At 47.3% G+C, this 22,355-nt stretch carries 25 protein-coding genes and 1 tRNA gene; 17 read left to right on the plus strand and 9 right to left on the minus strand.

Annotated elements, in window-relative coordinates; all coding sequences use genetic code 11:
* Position 1: 1 nt before the first annotated feature.
* The 5 genes from NIES2104_RS10880 (at position 2) to NIES2104_RS10900 (ending at position 5,095) form a co-directional block, all read left to right on the plus strand.
* Entirely contained in the window at positions 2 to 1,330 is a 1,329-nt protein-coding gene (locus tag NIES2104_RS10880; protein ID WP_058998235.1) for a TIGR03279 family radical SAM protein, read from the plus strand.
* Positions 1,331 to 1,456: 126 nt separating this feature from the next.
* On the plus strand, positions 1,457 to 1,675 hold the full coding sequence (locus NIES2104_RS10885; protein WP_059001666.1) for a hypothetical protein: 219 nt from the start codon (positions 1,457 to 1,459) through the stop codon (positions 1,673 to 1,675).
* Positions 1,676 to 2,027: 352 nt separating this feature from the next.
* Positions 2,028 to 2,858 (plus strand): protein-glutamate O-methyltransferase CheR, encoded by an 831-nt coding sequence (locus NIES2104_RS10890; protein WP_058998236.1) that lies wholly within the window; start codon positions 2,028 to 2,030, stop codon positions 2,856 to 2,858.
* Positions 2,858 to 3,424 carry a chemotaxis protein CheB gene (locus NIES2104_RS10895; protein WP_058998237.1) on the plus strand — a complete coding sequence of 189 codons (567 nt, stop codon included), beginning with the start codon at positions 2,858 to 2,860 and terminating at the stop codon, positions 3,422 to 3,424. The genes NIES2104_RS10890 and NIES2104_RS10895 overlap by 1 nt, the downstream gene beginning before the upstream one ends.
* Positions 3,425 to 3,457: 33 nt before the next feature.
* Complete coding sequence (locus tag NIES2104_RS10900) at positions 3,458 to 5,095, plus strand: ATP-binding protein (protein ID WP_058998238.1); 1,638 nt, start codon at positions 3,458 to 3,460, stop codon at positions 5,093 to 5,095.
* A 215-nt stretch (positions 5,096 to 5,310) separates the two neighbouring features.
* Here the strand turns inward: NIES2104_RS10900 and NIES2104_RS10905 are convergent, their stop codons facing one another.
* Complete coding sequence (locus NIES2104_RS10905) at positions 5,311 to 6,066, minus strand: pentapeptide repeat-containing protein (RefSeq protein ID WP_202815048.1); 756 nt, start codon at positions 6,064 to 6,066, stop codon at positions 5,311 to 5,313.
* Between the two features lie 13 nt (positions 6,067 to 6,079).
* Complete coding sequence (locus NIES2104_RS10910) at positions 6,080 to 6,718, minus strand: hypothetical protein (RefSeq protein WP_058998240.1); 639 nt, start codon at positions 6,716 to 6,718, stop codon at positions 6,080 to 6,082.
* 171 nt (positions 6,719 to 6,889) lie between these two features.
* Here NIES2104_RS10910 and NIES2104_RS10915 point away from each other — a divergent pair, with 171 nt between their 5' ends.
* From NIES2104_RS10915 to NIES2104_RS10940, 6 genes are all read left to right on the plus strand, one after another.
* Complete coding sequence (locus NIES2104_RS10915; RefSeq protein WP_058998241.1) at positions 6,890 to 7,819, plus strand: glycosyltransferase family 2 protein; 930 nt, start codon at positions 6,890 to 6,892, stop codon at positions 7,817 to 7,819.
* A 21-nt stretch (positions 7,820 to 7,840) separates the two neighbouring features.
* On the plus strand, positions 7,841 to 9,022 hold the full coding sequence (locus NIES2104_RS10920) for a glycosyltransferase (RefSeq protein ID WP_058998242.1): 1,182 nt from the start codon (positions 7,841 to 7,843) through the stop codon (positions 9,020 to 9,022).
* An 11-nt stretch (positions 9,023 to 9,033) separates the two neighbouring features.
* Positions 9,034 to 10,986, plus strand: coding sequence for a single-stranded-DNA-specific exonuclease RecJ (recJ, locus tag NIES2104_RS10925; protein WP_058998243.1), 1,953 nt, complete (start codon positions 9,034 to 9,036; stop codon positions 10,984 to 10,986).
* A gap of 373 nt (positions 10,987 to 11,359) precedes the next feature.
* Positions 11,360 to 11,779, plus strand: coding sequence for a hypothetical protein (locus tag NIES2104_RS10930; RefSeq protein ID WP_058998244.1), 420 nt, complete (start codon positions 11,360 to 11,362; stop codon positions 11,777 to 11,779).
* Positions 11,780 to 11,851: 72 nt separating this feature from the next.
* Positions 11,852 to 12,733 (plus strand): ABC transporter permease, encoded by an 882-nt coding sequence (locus NIES2104_RS10935; protein ID WP_058998245.1) that lies wholly within the window; start codon positions 11,852 to 11,854, stop codon positions 12,731 to 12,733.
* On the plus strand, positions 12,717 to 13,511 hold the full coding sequence (locus tag NIES2104_RS10940) for an ABC transporter permease (RefSeq protein WP_058998246.1): 795 nt from the start codon (positions 12,717 to 12,719) through the stop codon (positions 13,509 to 13,511). The genes NIES2104_RS10935 and NIES2104_RS10940 overlap by 17 nt, the downstream gene beginning before the upstream one ends.
* Here NIES2104_RS10940 and NIES2104_RS10945 read toward each other — a convergent pair whose 3' ends face one another.
* From NIES2104_RS10945 to NIES2104_RS10965, 5 genes are all read right to left on the minus strand, one after another.
* Positions 13,512 to 14,210: a DevA family ABC transporter ATP-binding protein gene (locus NIES2104_RS10945; protein ID WP_058998247.1), complete on the minus strand. Its 699-nt coding sequence runs from the start codon at positions 14,208 to 14,210 to the stop codon at positions 13,512 to 13,514.
* A gap of 2 nt (positions 14,211 to 14,212) precedes the next feature.
* Positions 14,213 to 15,448 (minus strand): ABC transporter permease DevC, encoded by a 1,236-nt coding sequence (devC, locus tag NIES2104_RS10950; protein ID WP_058998248.1) that lies wholly within the window; start codon positions 15,446 to 15,448, stop codon positions 14,213 to 14,215.
* A 12-nt stretch (positions 15,449 to 15,460) separates the two neighbouring features.
* A complete protein-coding gene (locus NIES2104_RS10955) occupies positions 15,461 to 16,630 on the minus strand; it encodes an ABC exporter membrane fusion protein (protein WP_225895234.1) in 1,170 nt (389 codons plus the stop codon).
* A gap of 167 nt (positions 16,631 to 16,797) precedes the next feature.
* Positions 16,798 to 17,019, minus strand: a complete 222-nt coding sequence (locus tag NIES2104_RS10960) for a hypothetical protein (protein WP_058998250.1) — start codon at positions 17,017 to 17,019, stop codon at positions 16,798 to 16,800.
* On the minus strand, positions 17,016 to 17,339 hold the full coding sequence (locus NIES2104_RS10965) for a hypothetical protein (protein ID WP_058998251.1): 324 nt from the start codon (positions 17,337 to 17,339) through the stop codon (positions 17,016 to 17,018). The genes NIES2104_RS10960 and NIES2104_RS10965 overlap by 4 nt, the downstream gene beginning before the upstream one ends.
* 155 nt (positions 17,340 to 17,494) lie before the next feature.
* On the opposite strand from NIES2104_RS10965, the gene NIES2104_RS10970 reads away from it, so the two are divergent.
* From NIES2104_RS10970 to NIES2104_RS10985, 4 genes are all read left to right on the plus strand, one after another.
* Positions 17,495 to 17,902, plus strand: a complete 408-nt coding sequence (locus NIES2104_RS10970; RefSeq protein ID WP_058998252.1) for a hypothetical protein — start codon at positions 17,495 to 17,497, stop codon at positions 17,900 to 17,902.
* 12 nt (positions 17,903 to 17,914) lie between these two features.
* Positions 17,915 to 18,823 carry an allantoinase PuuE gene (puuE, locus tag NIES2104_RS10975; protein ID WP_058998253.1) on the plus strand — a complete coding sequence of 303 codons (909 nt, stop codon included), beginning with the start codon at positions 17,915 to 17,917 and terminating at the stop codon, positions 18,821 to 18,823.
* Positions 18,824 to 18,858: 35 nt separating this feature from the next.
* Positions 18,859 to 19,074 carry a hypothetical protein gene (locus NIES2104_RS10980; RefSeq protein ID WP_058998254.1) on the plus strand — a complete coding sequence of 72 codons (216 nt, stop codon included), beginning with the start codon at positions 18,859 to 18,861 and terminating at the stop codon, positions 19,072 to 19,074.
* Positions 19,075 to 19,166: 92 nt separating this feature from the next.
* On the plus strand, positions 19,167 to 19,562 hold the full coding sequence (locus NIES2104_RS10985) for a DUF3110 domain-containing protein (RefSeq protein WP_058998255.1): 396 nt from the start codon (positions 19,167 to 19,169) through the stop codon (positions 19,560 to 19,562).
* Between the two features lies 1 nt (position 19,563).
* Here the strand turns inward: NIES2104_RS10985 and NIES2104_RS10990 are convergent.
* A tRNA-Ile gene (locus NIES2104_RS10990) sits at positions 19,564 to 19,636 on the minus strand.
* A gap of 122 nt (positions 19,637 to 19,758) precedes the next feature.
* Here NIES2104_RS10990 and NIES2104_RS10995 point away from each other — a divergent pair.
* Together NIES2104_RS10995 and NIES2104_RS11000 are read left to right on the plus strand one after the other, a co-directional pair.
* The gene (locus tag NIES2104_RS10995) at positions 19,759 to 20,418 is read left to right on the plus strand and encodes a hypothetical protein (RefSeq protein WP_058998256.1); all 660 of its coding nucleotides are present in this window, start codon (positions 19,759 to 19,761) and stop codon (positions 20,416 to 20,418) included.
* A 45-nt stretch (positions 20,419 to 20,463) separates the two neighbouring features.
* Positions 20,464 to 21,870: a hemolysin family protein gene (locus NIES2104_RS11000; RefSeq protein ID WP_058998257.1), complete on the plus strand. Its 1,407-nt coding sequence runs from the start codon at positions 20,464 to 20,466 to the stop codon at positions 21,868 to 21,870.
* On the opposite strand, the gene accB is transcribed toward NIES2104_RS11000, so the two are convergent.
* Positions 21,857 to 22,324 (minus strand): acetyl-CoA carboxylase biotin carboxyl carrier protein, encoded by a 468-nt coding sequence (gene accB / locus NIES2104_RS11005; RefSeq protein ID WP_058998258.1) that lies wholly within the window; start codon positions 22,322 to 22,324, stop codon positions 21,857 to 21,859. The genes NIES2104_RS11000 and accB overlap by 14 nt on opposite strands.
* Positions 22,325 to 22,355 lie beyond the last annotated feature (31 nt).

Raw genomic sequence — 22,355 nt, forward strand, 5'->3', positions numbered from 1 at the left:
CATGAGCGAACTTTCTATTCGTCCGGCATTAGTTACGAGTGTTTTGTCAGGGTCGATCGCAGAAGAAATTGGGTTTGAAATGGGCGATCGCATTGTGTCGATCAACGGTGAAAAACCTCGCGATTTAATCGACTATCAGTTTTTGTGCGCGGACGAAGTGCTAGAACTCGAAGTGATTGACAAGAAAGGGAAGACGCATCACATCGAAATCGAGAAAGATTACGATGAGGACTTAGGTTTAGAGTTTGAAACGGCTCTGTTTGATGGCTTGATTCAATGTACGAATCGCTGTCCGTTTTGCTTTATTGACCAACAGCCACCCGGAAAGCGGGATAGTCTTTACCTCAAAGATGATGACTACCGGTTGAGCTTTCTTTACGGCAGCTATCTGACGTTAACGAACTTGACTCAGCGCGAGTGGAATCGGATTGAACAAATGCGGCTTTCTCCGCTCTATGTTTCGGTTCATGCAACGGAATCGGATGTGCGATTGAGATTGTTAAAGAATCCTCGTGCAGGACAGATTTTGGATCAGTTGAAATGGTTCCAAGAGCGACAGTTACAGATTCATGCTCAGGTTGTTCTTTGTCCTGGAATTAATGACGGGGAGTATTTAACCCGAACGATCGAGGATCTCGCTCAATTTCATCAAGGTGATATTCCTGCGGTGGCATCGATCGCGGTTGTTCCCGTCGGGTTAACTCGATTTCGCCCCACTGAAGATGAACTGATTCCTGTGTCACCGGAGAAAGCGCGAGAAGTAATCGTCCAAGTTCAAGCCCTTCAGAATCAATTTCGCAAAGAACGTGGATCAACGATCGTTTGGTTAGCCGATGAGTGGTTCTTAATTGCTGGGGAAGATTTACCGCCTGAATCGCACTATGGTGACTATCCGCAGATTGGAAATGGAGTCGGTTCGATTCGATTGTTTCTAAAGGAATTTAGTAAAGCTGCGAAACGGTTGCCGAAGAAGGTGACACCGAACCGTGACTATGTTTGGATTTTAGGAAATGCGGTTGAAAAAGCGTTTTCGCCATTGCTCGATCGATTTAACCAGGTCGAAGGCTTAACCGTCCGAATGGTCGCACTCAACAGTGATTATTGGGGGCAAAGTATTACAGTCACGGGATTACTCACCGGACAAGATATTTGCAAAGCGCTACAAGGAAAAGATTTAGGTGATGGTGTTCTGTTGCCATCTGTGATGCTCAAACAAGGTGAACTGGTGTTTCTCGACGATATGCGGGTCGAAGATTTAGAGCAGAAATTGAACACCTCGATCTTTGTAATGGAGGGTGTGGACGGTTTGATCAGGAAATTTAATGAATAACGTAAACAAGTTTAAAGAAGTGTGGCGCAAAGCAGGAGTTTGCTGGAATAATCAACCTATCGGATGATTCGACATCGTTCGATTGCCATCAATAGAAATTTGTCGATCGCTCTAGGAGAGAACATTTTGGATTCGCGCACTTCACAAACGCTCTTACAATCCTCGCAAACGACTTCAGCACCTCAAGAAGATTTCAGCGAGTATGTTGCTCACCTTCAACTGCACATGGCACTCCAGGCACGGAATTTAGTTCCTAGCATGACGAAAACGCCTGATAGCCGCGAACAGTTACTGCACCAGACGCAGGCGCATTTTGAGAAGTTTGCTTCTCGGACATTTTTGTAAGTTTCCATTGATAAACGCTTCACGTCAATCAGGGTTTCGTGCCCTGATTTTTTATTGGGAGGGCGTTTGAAAAGTTGTCGTTCGTTGCCACATCCCGCCCTGAAATGGAATTTCGGGCTAATCGGCGAAAGTCCTTTGAAAAGGACTGAGAACCTGAAACAGTCTCCCAGTCTACTTCAGTAGACTTTCCACCATTAGCCCGAAATTCATTTCAGGGCGAGATGCAATCGAAGCGAAGGAACTTTTTATATTTTTCAAACACTCTCTAATCGATCGATCGAATGACGCGAAGGGAGGATTCCAGTATTAGAGGAATAATGCGATAACCAAAGGAGTCGATCGCGCTTCTATCATGCTGGCTCTGGAACCCACACTTGAAACCATCGAAACTCAATTATTGTTCGAGGGCATCTATCGCTATTACGGGTATGACTTTCGTAACTATGCCCCGTCCTCGCGCAGTCGTCGAGTTCAAAACTTTGTGCAGTCCGAAGGAATTGCAACCATTTCAGAACTGCAAAATCGAGTGTTACACGATCGAGACTGCCTCGATCGCTTTCTCCTGAGCCTAACGGTGAACGTCACGACAATGTTTCGCGATCCGAGCTTTTACCTCACCTTCAGAAATCTAGTCGTTCCAATTCTGAGAACCTATCCATTTATTCGGATTTGGCACGCGGGATGTTCGACCGGAGAAGAAGTGTATTCGATGGCGATTTTACTGCAAGAAGAAGGAATTTATCATCGCTGCCGACTCTATGCAACCGATACGAATGAGAAGGTTTTGCAATCAGCAAGGAGCGGAATATTTTCACTTTCGTCAATGCAGGAATATACGCAGCAATATCTCAAAGCAGGCGGAAAAAAATCCTTTTCCGAATACTATACGGCTGCTTATGAGAATGCAATTTTTCGATCGTCGCTGCGAGATAATATTCTATTTTCACAACATAATTTAGTGACCGACGGATCGTTTAATGAATTTAATGTGATCATTTGTCGGAACGTTTTAATTTACTTCGATCGTACACTTCAAGATCGCGTTCATGATTTGTTTTATCAAAGCCTTTGCCCTTTTGGAATTTTGGCACTGGGACGGCAAGAAACACTGAGATTTACCTCGAAACACGATCGCTATGAAGACCTTTCAAAATCCGAGAAACTCTATCGGAGGTTGAATTAGTGGCGTTTGCCCTTGTCGTTGTGGGTACATCCCTAGGGGGATTGTCCGCCTTGCGAATTATGTTACAAGCATTACCAGGAGACTTTAAACCCGCGATCGCCATTGTCCAGCATCGTGACCGGAGTTCTGGAAAGAGTCTTAGCCAAACCTTACAACAGGAGAGCCGCTTGCCGATTCTGGATGTCGAGGATAAAGAACCGATCTGCCCTGGATGCGTGTATTTAGCTCCGGCTGACTACCATCTTTTGGTCGAGCCGGGTCAATTTTCGCTTTCGGTTGATCCGCCGGTTTCTTTTGCTAAACCCTCGATCGATGTTTTATTTGAATCTGCTGCCGAGGTGTATCAATCGAGCACGATCGGAGTCGTTTTAACCGGAGCAAATCACGATGGAGCCGAAGGACTGGCGAAGATCAAAGCAAGAGGGGGGTACACGATTGTGCAAGATCCCCAAACAGCGGAATGTGCCTCGATGCCCGAAGCTGCGATCGCTCGAAGTGTAGTCGATCGTGTTTTGCCACTACAACGAATTTCACCCCTGCTGATTAAGTTATGTTCTCCGTGTTAGCTCAGTCTTTTTAGCGTTTTAGGATCGCGCCTCATGTCCTTGATTAATCCCGTTAACATCCTGCTCGTCGATGACCAACCCGAAAACCTGCTGGCGTTAGAAGCGGTTTTAGGTAAGCTGGGCGAGAATCTCGTACAGGCATCATCGGGAGAAGAAGCATTACGGTGTCTGTTGAATCGAGATTTTGCAGTCATTCTGCTCGACGTTCAGATGCCGGGAATCGATGGGTTTGAAACCGCGAGTTTGATCCGGAGTCGAGCGCGATCGCAACATACGCCAATTATTTTTCTCACCGCGTTTGATGCCAGCGATCAAGGAATTTTTCGAGGCTACTCGCTCGGTGCAGTGGATTATTTAATCAAGCCGATTAATTCCGATATTCTGGTTTCTAAAGTGTCGGTGTTCGTGGATCTGTTCAAAAAGACCGCAGCAGTGAAACATCAGGCAGCACAGTTAACTGCAATTAATGCCGAACTGCGCCAGAGCGAAGAACGATTTCGATCGCTGTCTGCTTCGTCTCCGGTCGGCATTTTCGTGATTGATCCCGACGGACGCTGCACTTATACGAATCCGAGATTTCAAACGATTTGTGGAGTTGTTCCCGATCGCATTTCCGATCGCAGTTGGCATCGGTGTGTGCATCCAGACGATCGCGATCAGGCAATGTCGCAATGGAATGCGTACCTCGAACACGGGGGCGAACTTTCTGAAGAATTACGATTTTTGACCAAAGACGATCAGGTGCGCTGGGTGCATATTCGCTCTTGTCCGATGTTGTCACAAACCGGGGAACCGCAGGGTCATGTTGGCACGATCGAAGACATTACCGAGCGCAAAGAAGCCGAAGTAACTCGCGCTCAAGTGATGCGGGAACAGTTGGCGCGACAAGAGGCTGAAGCGACGAACCGCATGAAAGATGAATTTCTCGCGGTGCTGTCTCATGAACTGAGAACGCCGTTAAATTCGATGCTGGGTTGGGTGCGACTGTTGCGGACAAAGCAGTATGAGAAAAAAATGGTCGATCGCGCTTTAGAAACGATCGAGCGAAACGCGGAAACTCAATCGCAACTAATCGAAGATATTCTGGATGTCTCGAAGATCATTCGCGGTAAATTGCGGCTGAACTATCGATCGCTGCAACCTGTCGCGATTATTCAAGCTGCGATCGATGCAGTTCGTCCCCAAGTCGAGGCAAAATCGATTCGACTAACGACCGATTTTGATCCCGATGTCAGCCACGTTTGGGGCGATTCGACTCGACTTCAGCAGATTGTTTGGAACTTGCTGACGAATGCGGTGAAATTCACGCCGGAGTCTGGAGAAGTCACGATTGGGCTACAGGCGGAAGATGACAAAACGGTGAAAATCTCGGTGAAAGATACGGGGATCGGGATCGAGCCGGAATTTTTACCGTATGTGTTCGATCGATTCCGTCAAGCGGATAGTACGACGACACGATCACATAACGGGTTAGGTTTGGGTTTAGCGATCGTGCGGCATTTGGTCGAACTGCATGGGGGATCGATCGAGGCAAGCAGTCCGGGTATGGGTGAAGGGGCAACGTTTACCGTGAGATTTCCAGTGTTGCAGGCGAATGAATTGCGGGATAAATTACGCGGCGGAACGCCGATCGCCGCCGATGGAATTCGCAAGGAACAAAAAATTTGGTAGAGATGTGTCACTGACACGTCAGGGCGATAAGTCTTTCCGCTTCGATTCTGTCTCGCCCCGGAATAGAATTCGGGGCTAATCGTGCGAAGCCCATTAAAGGGGGCTAACGATGATGAAGTCAAGGCTTGCAGTCCTGAAGGGACTTCGCACTGTTAGCCCCGAATTTCATTCCGGGGCGAGACAGAATCGAAGCGAGAATACTCGTCGAATTCGCATTACCTACTAGGCAAAATTGCACCTGCCAAATTTGCCCCTTTCAAATTCGTTCCGGTCAAATTCGCCCCGCTAAAATTCGCCTTGCCCAAATTCGACCAAGACAAATCTGCACCCGACAAATCCGCCCCGCTAAAATCCGCGCCGAACAAATATGCTCCGCTAAAATGTGCGAATTTCAAATTGGCTTTGTGGAAGTTCGATCGATAAAAATGCGTCTCTGTCAATTCCGCCTCAACCAAATTCGCATCGCTCAAATTCGCATCCGCTAAATTTGCCTGAATCAAAATTGCATTGCTCAGATCTGCTCGTCGTAAATCTGCGCGAGTCAAATCCGATCGCTTAAATTTCGCCCCCCGCAATTCTGTTCCAATCAAATTTGCACCAATCAAATCGGCATCGCTCAAATTCGCGCCCTTCAAATCGGCTCCAATAAAATTGGCATCGTTCAAATTCGCGCCCTTCAAATCGGCTCCAACCAAAGTAGCATCGACAAATTGCGCCCCTTGAAGCTGAGCGTGAATGAATTCGGTTTTGTGCAAAATCGCTTTATTGAATTTTGCCCCGCTTAAATTTGATTCGTTGAGAACTGCCCAACAAAGACTCGATCGACAAAAATTCACCCGCTGTAAATTCGTGCCGCGCAATTCCAATTCATCTAGATCAGCATCGCTCAGGTCTGGCTCGATCGTCGGATAGCGCGATCGCCAATCTGACCACACGATCGCGCCTTGTTGCAGCGTCATTAAATGCGCCATCACCGCCACGACCTTACTCCCGTCGATCGCTATAGTGTTCGCGTCCCGGCAGATTTTCCATCGTCTCAATGACTGCCGTCGATGCTGCAATAATATCGCGCTCTTCGCCGCCCAAATATAGCCGCCCAAAGCTTCCCACCGCTGAGATTTGCAGAATGTTGATCAATGCGGCTTTCTCGGCTTCGTTAGCAGCAAGAGCGGCATAAGCGGCGGGTTCTACCTCAAACACATACAGTGTCTGACCGGACAGAATCATATTGCCGCGGCGAGTTCGGTTAATCAGTTGCGCGTGATGAGCATCGATATTGCGAATAATCTGACTAGAAATCACACGCGGGCGCAGACAATCCTGTTTCCGCACGTCTAGCGCTGCGAGAATGGCTCGTCCTGCGGCATTCACTTCACCTTGATTGCTGGCGTGAATTTCTAGAACTCCGTACAATCGTTCAACCATTTGCACCCCAGGACGCACAACGGCTGCTTTTAGGGCAACATCCATGATGCGATTGATCTCGATCCCCGGCGTGATTTCAACCCACAGTGAAGCATCTCCAGGAAGTGGCAGAAATCCTAACGCCTCGGTTCCCAGATACGCGGCATGTTGCGACTGTAAGCGATCGATATAAACGTAACTGCGAAGATCGATGCCCAAGAGTAAACGATTGTAAATTGCTTCCCTAGTATAGAGGGTTGCGGAGTGCGATCGTATCCTTCAATTGATGTAATCAGGTTTTAATGTAGTGAAAATAAAGTGTCCTATCTTGCGATAGATGACAAATTGTACTGAGAACTTCAAATTTTAAGGAGTTAACACGAGCGCCTGATGATGAATTCTACATCTCCAACACTTTCGATTTGTGTTGCGACTCGCAATCGACCGGATGACCTGATTCGCTGCTTGAATTCGCTGACGTTGCTAGAGCAAATCGAATTCGAGATTCTTGTCATTGATGATGCGTCAGAAGTGCCGATTGTCGATCGCGTTTTTCAAGGAATTGATCCAGCATTGGTCGATCGCGTCCAAGTGTTTCGTCATGAGCAAAATAAAGGGGTGCCTGCCACTCGAAACGAATTAGCAGAACGCGCACAAGCACCCTATTTGCTGATTTTGGATGACGATGCTCAACTTTTGAGGGCGGACAGTGTTTATGCTGCTCTAACGGTGTTGAAAACGAGTTCTGATGTGGGAGCGGTGGCACTGTCTCAGAGCGATGAAACCGGAAAGTTGTTACCAGGACAACCCACTCCTGCTGAATATCGGTGTTACACTGCAACATTCATCGGGTACGGTCATCTTTTGCGCCGTGAATTGTTTATCGAATTGGGTGGCTATCGGGAAATGTTCGCGGCGTACTACGAAGAACCGGAGCTTTGTAAACGAATGCTCGATCGCGGTTTTTATGTCGTTTATCTCCCTGATGCCAGCGTGATTCACTATCAATCTCCGATCGGTAGAAGCAATCTAGTTGCGCTAAAGAATGGCTGCCGAAATAAGTGCTTTGCCGCAATTTACAATGAACCGCTACCGATGATGGTTCTTAGTATTCCGCTGAGAATTCTGCTTTACACTTACAAACATTGGGCGTATTGTCGCCAACACAAGATTGAAAGCGAATTCGGAGCGGATTGGATTATTCGGGAACTTCGACAGAACTTTCCGGCGCTGTGGCGCGATCGACGAGCGTTGAAGTGGAGCACTTACTACAAGTGGCACAAAATCAAACAAGCACCCGCTTACCAACTCGCAGAATAGTTTCTTCACCTGGTGCACGCTATGAAGCTTTTGATCGTAAATCATTCTTGTACGGTTTCTGTCGCTCAGCAGTTTTATGCAGAGATTGAGCGGCAGACTGGTTGGGAAATTACGATCGTCGTTCCCGAAAATTGGAAAGATGAATACGGAATTCAGCGTAAGGTTCAGCGCTGGAAAGATTTTCGCGGAGACTTGATCAGTATTCCGGTGTGGAAATCGGGAAGTATTCCGCTGCATTCTTATCGATCGCTATTTGTGAATCTGCTTCGCGAACTCAATCCTGATTTTATCTATCTGCATCAAGAACCCTATGCGTTAGTGACATTGCAGGTTTACTTAGCCAACTATTTCACCATTCGGAAACCGATTAGTTTCTTTACTTGGCAAAACATTTTCAAACGCTATCCGATTCCGTTTCGACAGATGGAGCGCTGGGTTTTACAAAATACAGATGTGATGTTTCCAGGGTCTTACAGTGCGGAAGCAGTGATGCGAGAAAAAGGGTATTCCGGGCGCAGTGTGTTGATGCCATCGGGAATTGATCCCGCAATTTACTATCCTCGATCGAACACTCTCAAATCTGAATTAGGCACGACAGATCACGAAGTTCTGATCGGATATGTTGGGCGAGTGGTCGAACAAAAAGGACTAAAAACATTACTCTGCGCTTTAAATGAAATCCGATCGCTCCCTTGGCGATTAGCAGTTGTTGGCACCGGAGAATTTGATGCCGAATTTGACGAGATCGCGCAGCAGTTAAATTTAAGCGATCGCATTCAAAAGCTCGGTTTTGTACCCTTTACCGAAACTCCAAACTATCTTTCTGCATTCGACATTTTGGTATTACCGTCTGAAACTCGTGCGAATTGGAAAGAGCAATTCGGGCGAGTGATTATCGAAGCGATGGCGTGTGGAACTCCGGTGATCGGATCAGATTCGGGTGAAATTCCGCATTTAATCAACAGCACAAAAGGTGGATTGGTATTTCCTGAAGGAGACGCGATCGCGCTTTCTCAACGACTGGGCGAATTGATTCAAAATCCAGAATTGCGATCCAACTATGCCGAAACCGGAAAACAATCGGTTCTGAACAATTACACGAATTCATTACTCGCTCAACGATTTGCTGAAACTGTGAAGAACACTGTGGAGTTTGATCCGCGATCGCAGCGTTCAGGAGTACAATCGTTTCCGACTCCTTAAAATTCTGCGCTATGTCTGATCGATCGAGCATTCCGGATCAACGCTGGTCTATTCATCCTCAAGAGCCGGATCGTGCCGTTGGGCTTGCCATTGAGAGTCATCGATCGCCGCTTCTGACGCAGATTTTGATCAATCGCGGCTTTGACACCCTCGAATCGATTCAAGAATTTCTCGACCCAGAACGCCAATCGCTTCCTTCACCGATCGAAGATTTTCCCGATCTCGCAATCAGTTTGGAACTCTTGATCAATGCGATCAATGACAAAACTCGAATTGCGATTTGTGGTGACTATGATGCGGATGGCATGACCAGTACTGCTTTGTTGCTCCGCGCTCTGAGATATTTAGGCGCGAGAGTTGACTATGCGATTCCCAGTCGAATGAGCGAAGGATATGGTATCAATCGCCGCATTGTCGAAGAGTTTCACGATGAAGGGGTGGGACTGATTCTAACCGTAGACAATGGCATCGCAGCACATGATCCGATCGCACGAGCTAGAGAACTTGGGTTAACCATCATTGTGACGGATCACCACGATTTACCGCCAACGCTGCCGAATGCAAATGCAATTCTGAATCCGAAGTTAATCGATGAAAGCTCACCATATCGGGGAATGGCTGGAGTCGGTGTGGCGTATGTTCTCGCGGTTTGTTTAGCTCAAAGCTTTGGACAGACACGCGACTTACAGCAATCTTTGTTAGAGCTATTTACTCTGGGCACGATCGCGGATTTAGCTCCTTTAACCGGAGTCAATCGCCGCTGGGTGAAACGCGGTTTACATCTATTGCCGAAGTCAAAAATGGCAGGCATTCAGGCGTTGATCCAAATTGCAGGATTGAGCAATGAAAAGAATCTCAAACCTGAAGCGATCGGCTTTCGATTAGGTCCAAGAATTAATGCGATCGGGCGTTTAGGTGATCCCCAAGTCGTGATTGAACTCTTTGTCACTGATGACGATGGAGTTGCTTTAGAATGCGCGATGAAATGCGAACAGGTCAATAAACAGCGTCAGCAACTCTGTGAACAGATCGAGAAAGAAGCGATCGAAGCCTACGAAAATGGTTCACTTGATGCAAAAGGCGATCGCCTTTTATTGCTGGTTCAGAAAGGTTGGCATCATGGCGTGATTGGAATTGTTGCCTCTCGGTTAGTCGAACGATATGGAGTTCCAGTTTTCATCGGAACTTACGAAGATGATCATCACATTCGCGGATCAGCCCGGAGCATTCCAGAATTCAATGTGTTTGAAGCATTAGAGTTTTGCAAAGATCTGATGCTGAAATGTGGAGGACACAAAGCAGCAGGCGGATTTTCATTTGAAGCCGATCGCTTAGATGAAATTCGATCGCGATTAAGAACCTTTGCCCACCGATCGCTAAAACCCGAACATTTAAAACCATTAGTCACGATCGACGCTCAAGCCGATTTGTCTCAACTCGATTTAGCGCTTCATGCTCAACTCGATGCGCTTCATCCCTGCGGTATGGACAATCCTGATCCGGTTTTCTGGACACCGAATGTTTTACTCGATGAGCAGCGACGAATTGGTAAAGGTCATCTCAAATTAGTATTGCGATCGGGAAATCAGAAAATTAATGCGATCGCGTGGCGTTGGGGCGAATATTTCCCGCTGCCTAGCCCGTTAGATGTCGCGTATCGGTTGAAATCGAACGAATGGAACAATGAAGTTTCGGTGCAACTCGAAATCATTGGCGTTCGACGACCGCAATCTCATCAGACAGAATTTACGTTTAGCGATCGACCCTATACCTGTTTGTTGCTCGAAAAACGCGGCATTCAAGAGCTAAGAATTCAGAATACTAAAGGTGAAACTTTAATTATTCAAAAGGGACAGAAAATTGGAACGCTTGGAAAACTCAATCAAGTCATGCAAGAAGTCGATGTTTCGCAATCTCCGTTTTATGACTTGGTAAAAGCTGCGGTGAATGCTTTGCAGGTCTAGAGCGTGTCTTAGAAGCTGCTCATCTAAAAAGTTTCTTCGCTTCGATTGCCTCCCGCCCTGAAATGAATTTCGGGCTAATGGTGGAAAGTCTACTGAAGTAGACTGGGAGACTGTTTCAAGTTCTTAGTCCTTTTCAAAGGACTTGCGCCGATTAGCCCGAAATTCATTTCAGGGCGATCACGAACGCAGCGAAGAATTTCTAATGCACTCCAACCGCCGAAACTAAAGATTTTGTTCACATTAGCCGAAAGCGAGAGACGCTACCCTGAAGATATCTACCCCGCTCCTTACCCTTGGGATTGAGGTAGTCGCTTCATTCCTCGTTTTAGTCTTGAAGGATAATTTCGTGACCCAATTCGATCGCGCACTTCCTATGGCATCCGAACAGCAAGTTAGACAATATCTCGCTTATTGGTTCCAACTTGGTAAGCGACTGATGACACACAACGGCAAACAAGCGATTAAGCTCAATTCTGTCATTGCAGGCGATCGCTATAGTGATGAGTTTGAAGCCTGCTGGAATTTGGTGCGCTCTCCAGATTCTGGAGACTGCTACATCGAAGGCACAACCCAGACAATCCAGGAACTTCTATCGCCTGAGTGGGAAATTAACCCTTGTGCGCGGTGTGAGATGCCTGTCCCGATGCGATCGGTGGGAATGCCTCCGAGCGAATGCCCCTGCTCGGATCTGCCCTCTTGGCCCAATTCCGAAATGCCACAACCGCGATCGCCTGTCAGCACTCCGAATTCGCTTCAGAAAATTCGCGATCGCTTGTCCCGCTCTAGTCAATAACTCAAAATTCGTGTCACGACGAGAATTCATGGGTATCTTCATAGAAAGAGCCATTTTCGTCGTGATTTCTTCATGAAAGCGCCCTCGATTTCAGAATCCGCCCCAAGTCCCCCACGTTGGTTGCAGCCCGTTTTTATGCTGGCTCCCGCTGGACTCTGGTTGCTGTTGCTGCTGATTATTCCGACGCTGATTATTTTCCAACTCAGCCTCGTGCCGAACATCAGACCCGGTGATGTCGTCAATCCATCGGGACTCGATAACTACTGGCGGATTTTTCAGCCTGAAAGTTTTCCGGTGATTCTGCGATCGCTCTTTTTCTCCGTCGGAACCATGCTTTCTTGTCTGATTCTCGGCTTTCCGGTTGCGTACTGGATCGCGTTATTTTCTCCGAAACGCTGGCGCAATTTGTTGCTAATCGGGTTTACGTTGCCGCTCTGGACTTCGACATTATTGCGATCGTATGCCTGGATTAGTATTCTGCGTAGAACAGGCGTTCTCAATAGTGTTCTTACTAGCGTTGGTTTACCTGCACTCGATTTATTAAATCACCCGATCGCAGTCTTAATCGGAATGACTTACAGTTTATTACCGTATATGGTTTTAATTCTGTATGCGTCACTGGAAAAGCTCGATCGTCAACTGCTTGAAGCTGCCGCAGATTTAGGAGCGACACCGACGCAAACTTTCTGGAAGATCACCGTTCCGCAATGCTTACCTGGAATTACTGCGGGTTGCTTATTAGTGTTCATTACGGGATTGGGCGACTTTATCAATCCAGAATTACTCGGGGGCACGTCGAGCCGTACCGCAGCCCGATTAGTTTACGACCAGTTTCTCGGTGCGACACAGAACTGGGGATATGGTTCAGCGCTGAGTATAATTTTGATTTTGGTCGTGAGTTTAGCGATCGCGCTTCTGATCAAATACGGAGATAAAAATGCAAAGTCCCTCTAAGTTTCACGCTTCTGCATTCTTTACGGCTCTGATGTTTGGCTTTATGTATTTGCCGATCGCAGTCCTCACGTTCTACAGTTTCAACGAAGCTCCAAATAGCGCTCAATGGAAAGGTTTTACGTTCTCTTGGTACATCAAATTTTTTCAGGATGGGCGCATTTTATCCGCGCTTTGGGATAGCGTCTTAGTCGCAAGTTTAGCGACCGGAATTGCAGCAATCATCGGGACTTTGATGGCGATCGGTTTAGCTCGGTATCAGTTCTTTGGTAAAAAACTGTTTCAAGGTGCAGCGTATTTGCCGTTGATTATTCCTGATATTGCGATCGCGGTTGCAACTCTAGTATTTCTTGCCGTGATCGCTGTTCCATTAAGTTTAGGAACGATCGTTGCGGCTCACGTTGTGTTTTGTCTAGCATACGTGGCTTTAGTTGTTTCTACGAGATTAGCGAATCTTGATCCGCATTTAGAAGAAGCCGCTTTAGATTTAGGTGCAACACCGTTTCAATCATTGCTGTTTGTATTGCTGCCACAGTTGACTCCTGCGATCGTTTCAGGATGTCTTTTAGCGTTCGTGCTGAGTATGGATGACTTTCTGATTTCCAGTTTTACAGCGGGTGGTGGAGTGACGACTTTACCGATGGAAATCTTTAGCCGCATTCGTACCAGCGTTAGACCTGATATGAACGCGCTTAGTGTTGTCTTGATGATTGCTTCTGCTGGGTTTGCTCTAATCGCAGAAGTGATTTGCTATCGGAGCGAGAAAAAGCGGTTTCAATAATCAGGCGGGCGAAACTTCCAGAGAGGTCAATCGTCCGTCTTCCATGTTGATAATACGATCGGCAATATCCAAAATCCGGTTATCGTGCGTCACGAGCAGAATCGCGGCTCCCTGTTTCTTTGCCAAATTTTGCATAATCTCCACAACATCACGACCTGATTTTTTATCAAGTGCGGCAGTCGGTTCATCGGCTAAAACGATCTTAGGATTGCACACAAGCGCACGAGCGATCGCGACTCGTTGTTTCTGCCCACCGGATAACTCATTTGGATATTGATTGATCCATTCACCGAGTCCGACCGCTGACAGCATGGATTCTGCCATTTCACGAGACTTCGCTTGTGGAATATCCGAATGAAGCTCGATCGGCATTTGCACATTCTGTCGAGCAGTGAGCGAATTTAGCAAGTTATGAGCCTGGAAAATATAACCAATATTGCGCCGCAATTCGACCAGTTCCCGCTCCGGAGCATTCTGTAATTCCTGTCCTAGCACTCGCATACTGCCTTCTTGTGTCGATCGCAGCGCCCCAATCAATGTCAGCAGCGTTGTTTTTCCAGAGCCAGAAGGACCTGTCATAATCACGACTTCACCCGGTTCGATCGACGTTGTGACCTCAAATAGAATTTGTTTCCGCAATCGTCCCGAACCGTAATAGTGATTAACCCCTTGAATATCGATGATGGAATTCTGTGACATAGTTAGAAAATATCAGCCGGATCAGCTTGTTGAACTTTACGAACTGCGATCGCACCAGAAATCACGCACATTAAAATGGTCAGACATAGAACGATAATGCCCCTCGAAAGTGTCATTGCTAACGGCAAAGAAGTTGCATTGCGAGTGAGATTATAAAGCCCAACACAAAGAATATAACCAGGGATGTATCCCATGACTGACAAAATCAACGCTTCCTGAAATACAACTGATAACAGATAGCGATTCTTATAGCCCATTGCTTTTAACGTGGCATATTCCGCTAAGTGATCGGCAACATCAGTATAGAGAATTTGATAAACGATCACGGTTCCGACCACAAACCCGATCGCTGCACCCAACGTGAAAATAAACCCGATCGCTGTACTGTCTTTCCAGTAATTCTGTTCAAATGCCACAAATGCCGCCTTCGACATCACGCGCACGTCACCCACGACGAAATCTTCTTTCGTTTCTTCAGGCTTTTTATTTGGATCGACTCTGCGTTCTCCAGGAAGATTTTTAAATCGCGCCAACGCTGCTTCTAAATTGGCACCGGGTTCAAGTTTGATCACACCGATATCGATTTGAGAAGGATCGCGATTCGGAAAAATTCGACGAAAATTGAGATCGCTGGTAATTAAGTTGCCATCCGCTCCGAACGAAGCCCCTAATCGAAACAAACCGCCGACCTCAACCCGACGCGATTCGACCTCGGTGCGAATTGCCGGATCAGCAGGATTGAGCGCTTTGAATTTTTCTGGAACTGGACCGAACTCTGGACGCGATGCACTGTCGAATAAAACGACATCAGTTAAGCGAATCTTCGATCGATTCTCCGACACCCCCGGAATTGCGAAAATGTCATCGCCCGGATTCGTCCCAATCACCAAAATACTTCGAGTTTGCGGCGCAGGCGGACCTTGCCAAAACGGATTCTTCCAAATCCCAAATCCGATATAAATCGGGCTAATCGACTTCACGCCCGCAAATCCCAACGACTGATACAATCGCCGCTCAGGAAAGCTCTTCATCGAAATCAGCGAAGTCGATTGCGGACTAATGAGAAAAATATCGCCCTCAATATTCTGATGCAGCGTAATCGCACTCTCAAAGAGTGCATCTTGGAATCCAAGTTGCAGAAACATCAAAATCACTGCAAATCCAATTCCGGCAAGTGCCACTAACAGCCGAACCTTTTCACGCTTCAGTTGCAACCAAGCGAGGGGAATCGAAAACATGAACAGCCCTCCTTATGGCTCGATCGCGACTCTAACCTGCAAATTCGTCAAGCCTGCCACAGGTTCACTATTATCCAAACGAATTCTGACTTCAACGACTCGCGTATCCGTCTTATCGACCGGATCAGTATTGAGCACTTCATTTTTACGAATCTGCAAGCCCACGCGATCGACCGTTCCCATCATTTCCCCCGGAAACGCAAATCCGGTAATCTTCGCCCGCTGTCCTGCTTTCACTTTATTAATCGAATTCTCATCGACTTCTGCAACGACATACATTTGATTCGTGCGACCTAAATCGAGCACACCATCATTGCCAACGACTTCACCTGGATCAGTATGAATTTTCAGCACTTGACCCTCAGCCGGAGCACGCACGATCGCTTTATCTAAATCCGCTTTCGCCCGGTTGAAATTCGCCATCGCCACCTGTACCCCTGCTTGCGCTTGCTGTACATCGGTCGGACGAACTTCTGCCACACTATTCAAGGTCTGTCTTGCACCTTCAAGCTCTAATTTTGCTTGCTGAACCACTAGCGCTGCTTGCTGGCGTTGTTTCTCGGTTGTATCTAACGTGAGTTTGCGGTTACTCACTTCCAATTCGTTCACCGCACCCTCACTCAATAGCTTGGCAAATCGATCGTAATCCCGCTTCGCTTTTTGATATTCAGCATCGACCTTAAAGAATTCCGCTTCAGCTTTTGGCAATTCCGCCTGTGCCCGCAGTACGGTCGCTCTCTGAGCATTGATATCGCCTTGTTTCGCGCCTACTTGTACCTGAGCTAATCGCGCCTCTGCTTCTTTCACTTGAGCTTCCGCCTGCATTGCCGATGCCAGCAAAGTTTGATAACTATCCAACACTGCCAAAGGTTGATTCGCTTTGACCTTTGCGCCTTCTTTGACCAACACCCGCTCAATTCGCGACCCACCCAGTCCGCTAGAGATTGATGCGCTCGGAGCCGACACTTTGATCACGCCGCCTTCTGGTTCTAAGCGTCCCAATGCACTGATTGCATCGATCGCTTCAGATTGAGGAGCGGCGATTTGAGCGGGAGAAGGCTGAGAATTGGGACGAAAGATCGAGTACGAGAAAATACCAAATCCGGTGAATGCAAGCGCGATCGCTGATCCGATCAAGACGACTCTTGCCCCCTCCGGTTTCATCAGTGGTTTGAACTTCACAACCAACTCCTAATCAGCAATCGTGGCGACTTTCTAAAAAGCAACGGAAGCGAAATTAAATGCTTATGACTTTATTATTGCTGATTGTGAAGCGTTTGACCGGGAAAAGCGATCGCGAATTTAGAAGAAACGTGATCGCAAAATTTGCAAGAACGATCTCATCTAGCTTATGCCGCTTCCGAAGAGGCTTGCTCTTTAATTTTGGCAGCTTTGCCTGCTTCTAAATCTGCCAAAGTTGCAGCGAATTCAGCCAGTTGCCGCGCTATGTTTGCTCGACAGACCGGATCTTTTTCTTTCCAAAGCCAAAGACTTTCAAAATAGACCGCCGCTCGATATTCCTCGATCGAGCCATGAGAAACTGCATACGGATGGGACTGGTCTTCAATCATGGCAAGTAATCGACCTCCATATCAATACCAAGCAGTCTGCGTTCTGGCTCATTATAGTTGAACCGAAGTCCTACGATTGCATTCCCAGGAATCTCTAAGTCGTGTCTCGCTTCGATTGGATTTAGCTCAGAATGTCGAACAATCACCGTATATTGTCCACCCGCCAAGTCTTGAAATAGCGCCATTCCACCGAGCATTGATGCAGGCAATTGATCCACAAATTGACCCGAACGAGTGACTAAAACAATGACAAATTCTCCACTAATCGCGGGCATTGCGACTCGATCTTGGTTCCGGATTGCAACGTAAATATCAGCCATTGAAACACTATACCTCTGAGCGCTCCTCTCAAGAGCCAGCAAACCCCGCCCCTTGAAATGCGTGCGATCGCACAATCGCCTGATCATTTCTGTGGTAGTCGATCTCTGAGTGGGAATACTGAGATTGACCGATCGCATCCGAGCAGAGATCGACCATGTGGCGTGAACTCAACAATGCAGTGCTAAATCTTAGAACCTACGCCGATCTCAGTCCTGATCTCGGTGTGCGTCGTCGCATTCATCAAGGATGGCGATCGCGTCCAGAGCGCAGTTTGGATGATTGGTATCGATCGTTTTGGCAGCCGATGTCTGTTTCTCAAGATCTATCTGCCTTTGTGTATCAGCAGATGGAAGTCTATTCGGGGTTGCCATTTGCGAAAGTGATTCCAGCCGATCGTTTAACTGAAGATTTGCAGCTTCCGGTGGTGTGTTGGTTCGACTGGGAATGCGACTTGTGTGAGGATTTTCACGATCGCTTTGGCATCGAAATTCGCGATCGTTTGGACATCAGTATGCTGCGTACGGTTCGAGATCTTGTTATATTTCTCAATCAGCAACTCTAATCGGTCACGCTGATGTCTGCATATCCCAGAGATATGGTGGGTTACGGACAAAATCCGCCACACCCCCAATGGAAAGATCAAGCCCGCGTCGCTGTTCAGTTCGTCATCAACTACGAAGAAGGAGGCGAAAATTGTATTCTCCACGGTGATCCAGCCTCCGAAGCGTTTTTATCGGAAATTCCCGGAGCCGCGCCGTTTGTAGGATTGCGGCATATGAATATGGAATCGTGCTACGAGTACGGCAGTCGGGCGGGATTTTGGCGATTGCATCGGATGTTTACGTCGCGAGACATTCCGGTGACGGTGTACGGGATTGCGATGGCGTTAGAGCGCAACCCGGAAGTTGTAGCAGCGATGAAAGCAGCGGATTGGGAAATTGCCAGTCATGGATATCGCTGGATTGACTACAAGGATTTTTCTGAAGAAGCGGAGCGGGAACATTTGAAAAAAGCGATCGACATTCACACCCGCGTGACTGGAAGCCGTCCACTCGGCTGGTACACCGGACGCAACAGTCCGCATACTCAGAAATTGGTAATCGAAGAAGGTGGCTTTCTCTACGATTCTGATAGTTATGCTGATGATCTCCCGTATTGGGTGAACGGCAATGGAAAGCCGCATTTGGTGATTCCGTACACGCTCGACAACAACGATATGCGTTTTTCTACCAGTCAAGGCTTTAATTCGGGCGATCAGTTTTTCGCCTATCTTCAAGATGCGTTTGATGTCTTGTATGAGGAAGGGGCAACTGCGCCGAAAATGATGAGTGTGGGATTACATTGTCGATTAGTCGGAAGACCGGGAAGAGCAGCATCACTGGCGCGATTTTTGGATTATATTCAGGGACACGATCGTGTTTGGCTCTGTCGTCGAATCGATATCGCCCGTCACTGGCACGAACATCACAAACCCCAGGCTTAGTGCCAAAATGAGAGCATCGCAACATTCCTAAACTTATGGTGTTTCTTTTGGTTGGTCTATTGTTGCTAAGTTTTGGTTGCTCACTGATTTTTGCAAGAGAGACATGGTGGGCAGCGCAACAGTTTGTCGATCGATTGAAAAAACAAGTCTCAGAGCGCACACTGGTTTGGGAAGTTAGCCAAATGGGACTTGGAGTGATTGCGATCGTGATTGCAATTATTTGCATCTGGCAAGGTGTTGAGAGAATTTAGCTAGCGCGATCATTTCTAAACCACAACAATCCAGCAGCAAGCGAACCTAATTGAAGTACCCTGAGATCTAGCCCATCGATTTCTCCAGATCTATGCAAGTATTCGTCTTACTTTTCAACGCCGACACTGATAATCCAGGAATTCACACGATTAGTGTGGGCGATCAGAATCTCGTGTTGATGTTTGCTCAGGAAGACGATGCCCTGCGGTATTCGCTGATGTTGGAAGCTCAAGATTTTGCGGTGCCGAGTGTGGAAAAAATTGACCAAGAAGAAATTGAAGAATTTTGTCGCGATGCGGGTTACGAAGCGTATTTAATTCCAGAGAATTTCGTGCCGCAAAATGAATTTGAGCGGTTGCTACTCGCGCCACCCGAAAGAAATATCGAAGAAACCGACTGGAATCCTGAAGAGGAGCCAGAGGATGAATCGGATCTGTCGAGCCGGGATCTCGATCAAATTCGTCGCCAATTAGAAGGATTACTTTAAATCCAGGGTGCAGGAGTTGAACCCGCCTGAGGCGAATTATGAGTTCGCTGCCTAAACCGCTCGGCCAACCCTGGTCTTAGCCGTATTGTAGCTGAGAATTTTCAGTTTATCGCTCTTGTCGGAAAATCAAATCTCCGCTCAAATTGGATTTTGCAGCATACAATTGCTGATGTAAGTTCCATTGATTCGATCGCTCATGAAAGTGAATTCTACGGTTGCTTTGACGTTTACGTTGCTCGCTCTCATGCTTGGAGCAGGCGTATTGACCGGAACATGGGGATTTGCACAAGGGCGAACAGCGCTCAAAGGGATTAAGCAACCAGATTCACGCCCGACAAAAGGGGCAGCCGCTAAGAATACGAGTACGCGGGAAGACATCGTTTTATTAAAAGAAGAAGACGTTCTCAAATCGGTAAAAGAAAAGATGAACACAGGCGGACGGGGTGCTTCACCGAGTCCTTCTCCGTCAGCAAAGCCTGACCAAAATAAACCCGATGCGGCTCCGACTAGCGCAAAATTGCCGATGACGACTCAAGCGAGTGGAGTCGCAATGGATGTGACCGGAATTCGCAAGCAAGGGGAATATTTGCTGCTAGATGTGGCATTGAAAAATAACAGCGATCAAGCGGTGAAATTTCTCTACAGTTTTCTCAACGTCACCGATGATAAAGGTCGTTTAATCGTGGCAGATACCACCGGATTGCCACCGGAATTGCCGTCAAAAAGCGATCGCTTTACCGGAACGATCAGCATCCCGAATTCGATGCTCGATGATGCTCAGAAAATTTCTCTACAACTGAGCGACTACCCCGATCAAAAACTCCAACTCAAGATGGCAGACATTCCCATCAAATAGCGTTAAACTCATCTTCTCAGGCGATGTTTCCATGTTGATGGCTCAATGACTGCCCCTATTCCGCTTGTGCTGGCGGTTCCGACTCAGGATCTCAGTTCTGCCGATATCGGACTCCGATTTTTGTCGGTGATGTTGCTAATTGCCATCAACGCATTCTTTGTCACGGCTGAATTTTCGATCGTCTCAGTTCGCCGCTCTCGGATTAATCAACTCGTCGATGCGGGTGATATTCAGGCGAAAACGGTTCAATCACTTCAGCGGAGTATCGATCGATTACTCTCGACTACACAGCTTGGAATTACGTTATCGAGTTTGGCGCTCGGTTGGATTGGCGAATCAACAATGGCGGCGGTCGTTTCGACTTGGTTTGGTCGATTGCCGTTACCGAATGGGTTGATTCAACCGATTTCACATACGGCTTCGACTGCGATCGCATTTCTCATGATCGCTTATTTGCAAATCGTATTGGGTGAACTGTGTCCGAAGTCGTTGGCGCTTTTGTATTCAGAAGAGATCGCTAGATTTTTAGGACCGTTTAGTTTAGCGATCGCTAGATTTTTCAATCCGTTTATCTGGGTATTGAATCAATCGACTCGCTTACTGTTGCGATTGATCGGTGTTCAATACACGGGGCAAGGTTGGTATAACCAAGTCACGCCTGAAGAATTGCAGTTGATCATTGCGACTTCAACCGAATCGAGCGGACTCGAACAAGAAGAACGCGAACTTCTGAGTAACGTTTTTGAGTTCGGAGAAGTTTCAGCCGAATCTGTAATGATCCGACGACCGAGCATGATCACATTACCGATCGATGCCACCGTTCGCGATTTATTAGTTGAAGTGGCTGAAAGTGGTCACTCTCGATTTCCGGTGATCGGAGAATCGATCGATGATATCTGCGGTCTAGTCCATCTGAAGGAACTCGCAGAACCGTTAGTTCAAGGCACATTAAAAATGGATAGTCCGATCAAATCTTGGATTCATCCGGCTCGATTTGTCCCGGAATATACGAGTTTAGGCGAATTGCTTACCTTGATGCAGCGCGATCGACAACACATGGTCATGGTCGTAGACGAATTCGGCGGCACCGCAGGCTTAGTGACGATTCAAGATTTGGTGACACAAATCATCGGTGATCCGCCCGAATCCGAAAGCGAAGGAGATCTCGAAATACAGAAGGTGGATGAGAATACGTTTTTGATTCAGGCGCAAGTGGATGTTGAAGAAGTCAACGATCGCTTAAATCTCGATCTGCCTGTAACCGATGAGTATCAAACGCTGGGCGGCTTTCTGTTTTACCAATGGCAAAAAATTCCGCACAAAGGCGAAACTCTGCAATATGCCAACTATGAACTGACGGTCGTTTCCGCAGAAGGACCACGATTACACGAAATCCGGGTGCATCGAATCGAAACCCCAGAGATGCTCGAAGAATTGTCTAAGCAGGATTAACCCGCATCAGAGGCTGTCCATATTCCACGGGCTGCCCATTCTGCACCAGAATTTCGACAATTTCGCCAGATACTTCTGCCTCGATCTCGTTCATCACCTTCATCGCTTCGATAATGCAAACGACTTGCCCTTTCTGAATGCGATTGCCGATGTCCACGAATGGCAGCTCATCCGGCGACGGGGAACGGTAAAAGGTTCCCACGATCGGTGAAACCACTTCCGCGAGTTTGCGATCGACAATCGGAGCCGGACTTGGCGCTTCAGACTTAATCGGTTCCGGCGGTGGCGCGATCGACGGTTGCGGCACAGCGACAGGCGCGATCGAAGTCATTTCGACCCGCGAACCTCGGCGAACCGTTAATTCAAAATCGTCTGCTTTTAACGTTAATTCCGAAATATCTGTTTGATTTAACGCCGTTAATAATTCGCGCAGTTCAGTGAGATCTAAGGGCACAGTTTTTAATACTCCTCAAAAATTGGGGTCG

The sequence above is a fragment of the Leptolyngbya sp. NIES-2104 genome, from assembly GCF_001485215.1.
Taxonomy (GTDB): Bacteria; Cyanobacteriota; Cyanobacteriia; order Leptolyngbyales; family Leptolyngbyaceae; genus Leptolyngbya.

Bases quoted from the DNA above. Each gene is read 5' to 3' on its own strand.
- NIES2104_RS10980 (WP_058998254.1), top strand. From the start codon at position 18,859: ATGGTGTTTCTTTTGGTTGGTCTATTGTTGCTAAGTTTTGGTTGCTCA.
- NIES2104_RS10970 (WP_058998252.1), top strand. From the start codon at position 17,495: ATGTGGCGTGAACTCAACAATGCAGTGCTAAATCTTAGAACCTACGCC.
- NIES2104_RS10940 (WP_058998246.1), top strand. From the start codon at position 12,717: ATGCAAAGTCCCTCTAAGTTTCACGCTTCTGCATTCTTTACGGCTCTG.
- NIES2104_RS10905 (WP_202815048.1), bottom strand. From the start codon at position 6,066: ATGGCGCATTTAATGACGCTGCAACAAGGCGCGATCGTGTGGTCAGAT.
- NIES2104_RS10960 (WP_058998250.1), bottom strand. From the start codon at position 17,019: ATGATTGAAGACCAGTCCCATCCGTATGCAGTTTCTCATGGCTCGATC.
- NIES2104_RS11000 (WP_058998257.1), top strand. From the start codon at position 20,464: ATGACTGCCCCTATTCCGCTTGTGCTGGCGGTTCCGACTCAGGATCTC.
- NIES2104_RS10995 (WP_058998256.1), top strand. From the start codon at position 19,759: ATGAAAGTGAATTCTACGGTTGCTTTGACGTTTACGTTGCTCGCTCTC.
- NIES2104_RS10890 (WP_058998236.1), top strand. From the start codon at position 2,028: ATGCTGGCTCTGGAACCCACACTTGAAACCATCGAAACTCAATTATTG.
- NIES2104_RS10920 (WP_058998242.1), top strand. From the start codon at position 7,841: ATGAAGCTTTTGATCGTAAATCATTCTTGTACGGTTTCTGTCGCTCAG.
- NIES2104_RS10900 (WP_058998238.1), top strand. From the start codon at position 3,458: ATGTCCTTGATTAATCCCGTTAACATCCTGCTCGTCGATGACCAACCC.
- NIES2104_RS10880 (WP_058998235.1), top strand. From the start codon at position 2: ATGAGCGAACTTTCTATTCGTCCGGCATTAGTTACGAGTGTTTTGTCA.
- NIES2104_RS10965 (WP_058998251.1), bottom strand. From the start codon at position 17,339: ATGGCTGATATTTACGTTGCAATCCGGAACCAAGATCGAGTCGCAATG.
- puuE (WP_058998253.1), top strand. From the start codon at position 17,915: ATGTCTGCATATCCCAGAGATATGGTGGGTTACGGACAAAATCCGCCA.
- NIES2104_RS10930 (WP_058998244.1), top strand. From the start codon at position 11,360: ATGGCATCCGAACAGCAAGTTAGACAATATCTCGCTTATTGGTTCCAA.
- devC (WP_058998248.1), bottom strand. From the start codon at position 15,448: ATGTTTTCGATTCCCCTCGCTTGGTTGCAACTGAAGCGTGAAAAGGTT.
- NIES2104_RS10945 (WP_058998247.1), bottom strand. From the start codon at position 14,210: ATGTCACAGAATTCCATCATCGATATTCAAGGGGTTAATCACTATTAC.
- recJ (WP_058998243.1), top strand. From the start codon at position 9,034: ATGTCTGATCGATCGAGCATTCCGGATCAACGCTGGTCTATTCATCCT.
- NIES2104_RS10935 (WP_058998245.1), top strand. From the start codon at position 11,852: ATGAAAGCGCCCTCGATTTCAGAATCCGCCCCAAGTCCCCCACGTTGG.
- NIES2104_RS10915 (WP_058998241.1), top strand. From the start codon at position 6,890: ATGATGAATTCTACATCTCCAACACTTTCGATTTGTGTTGCGACTCGC.
- NIES2104_RS10985 (WP_058998255.1), top strand. From the start codon at position 19,167: ATGCAAGTATTCGTCTTACTTTTCAACGCCGACACTGATAATCCAGGA.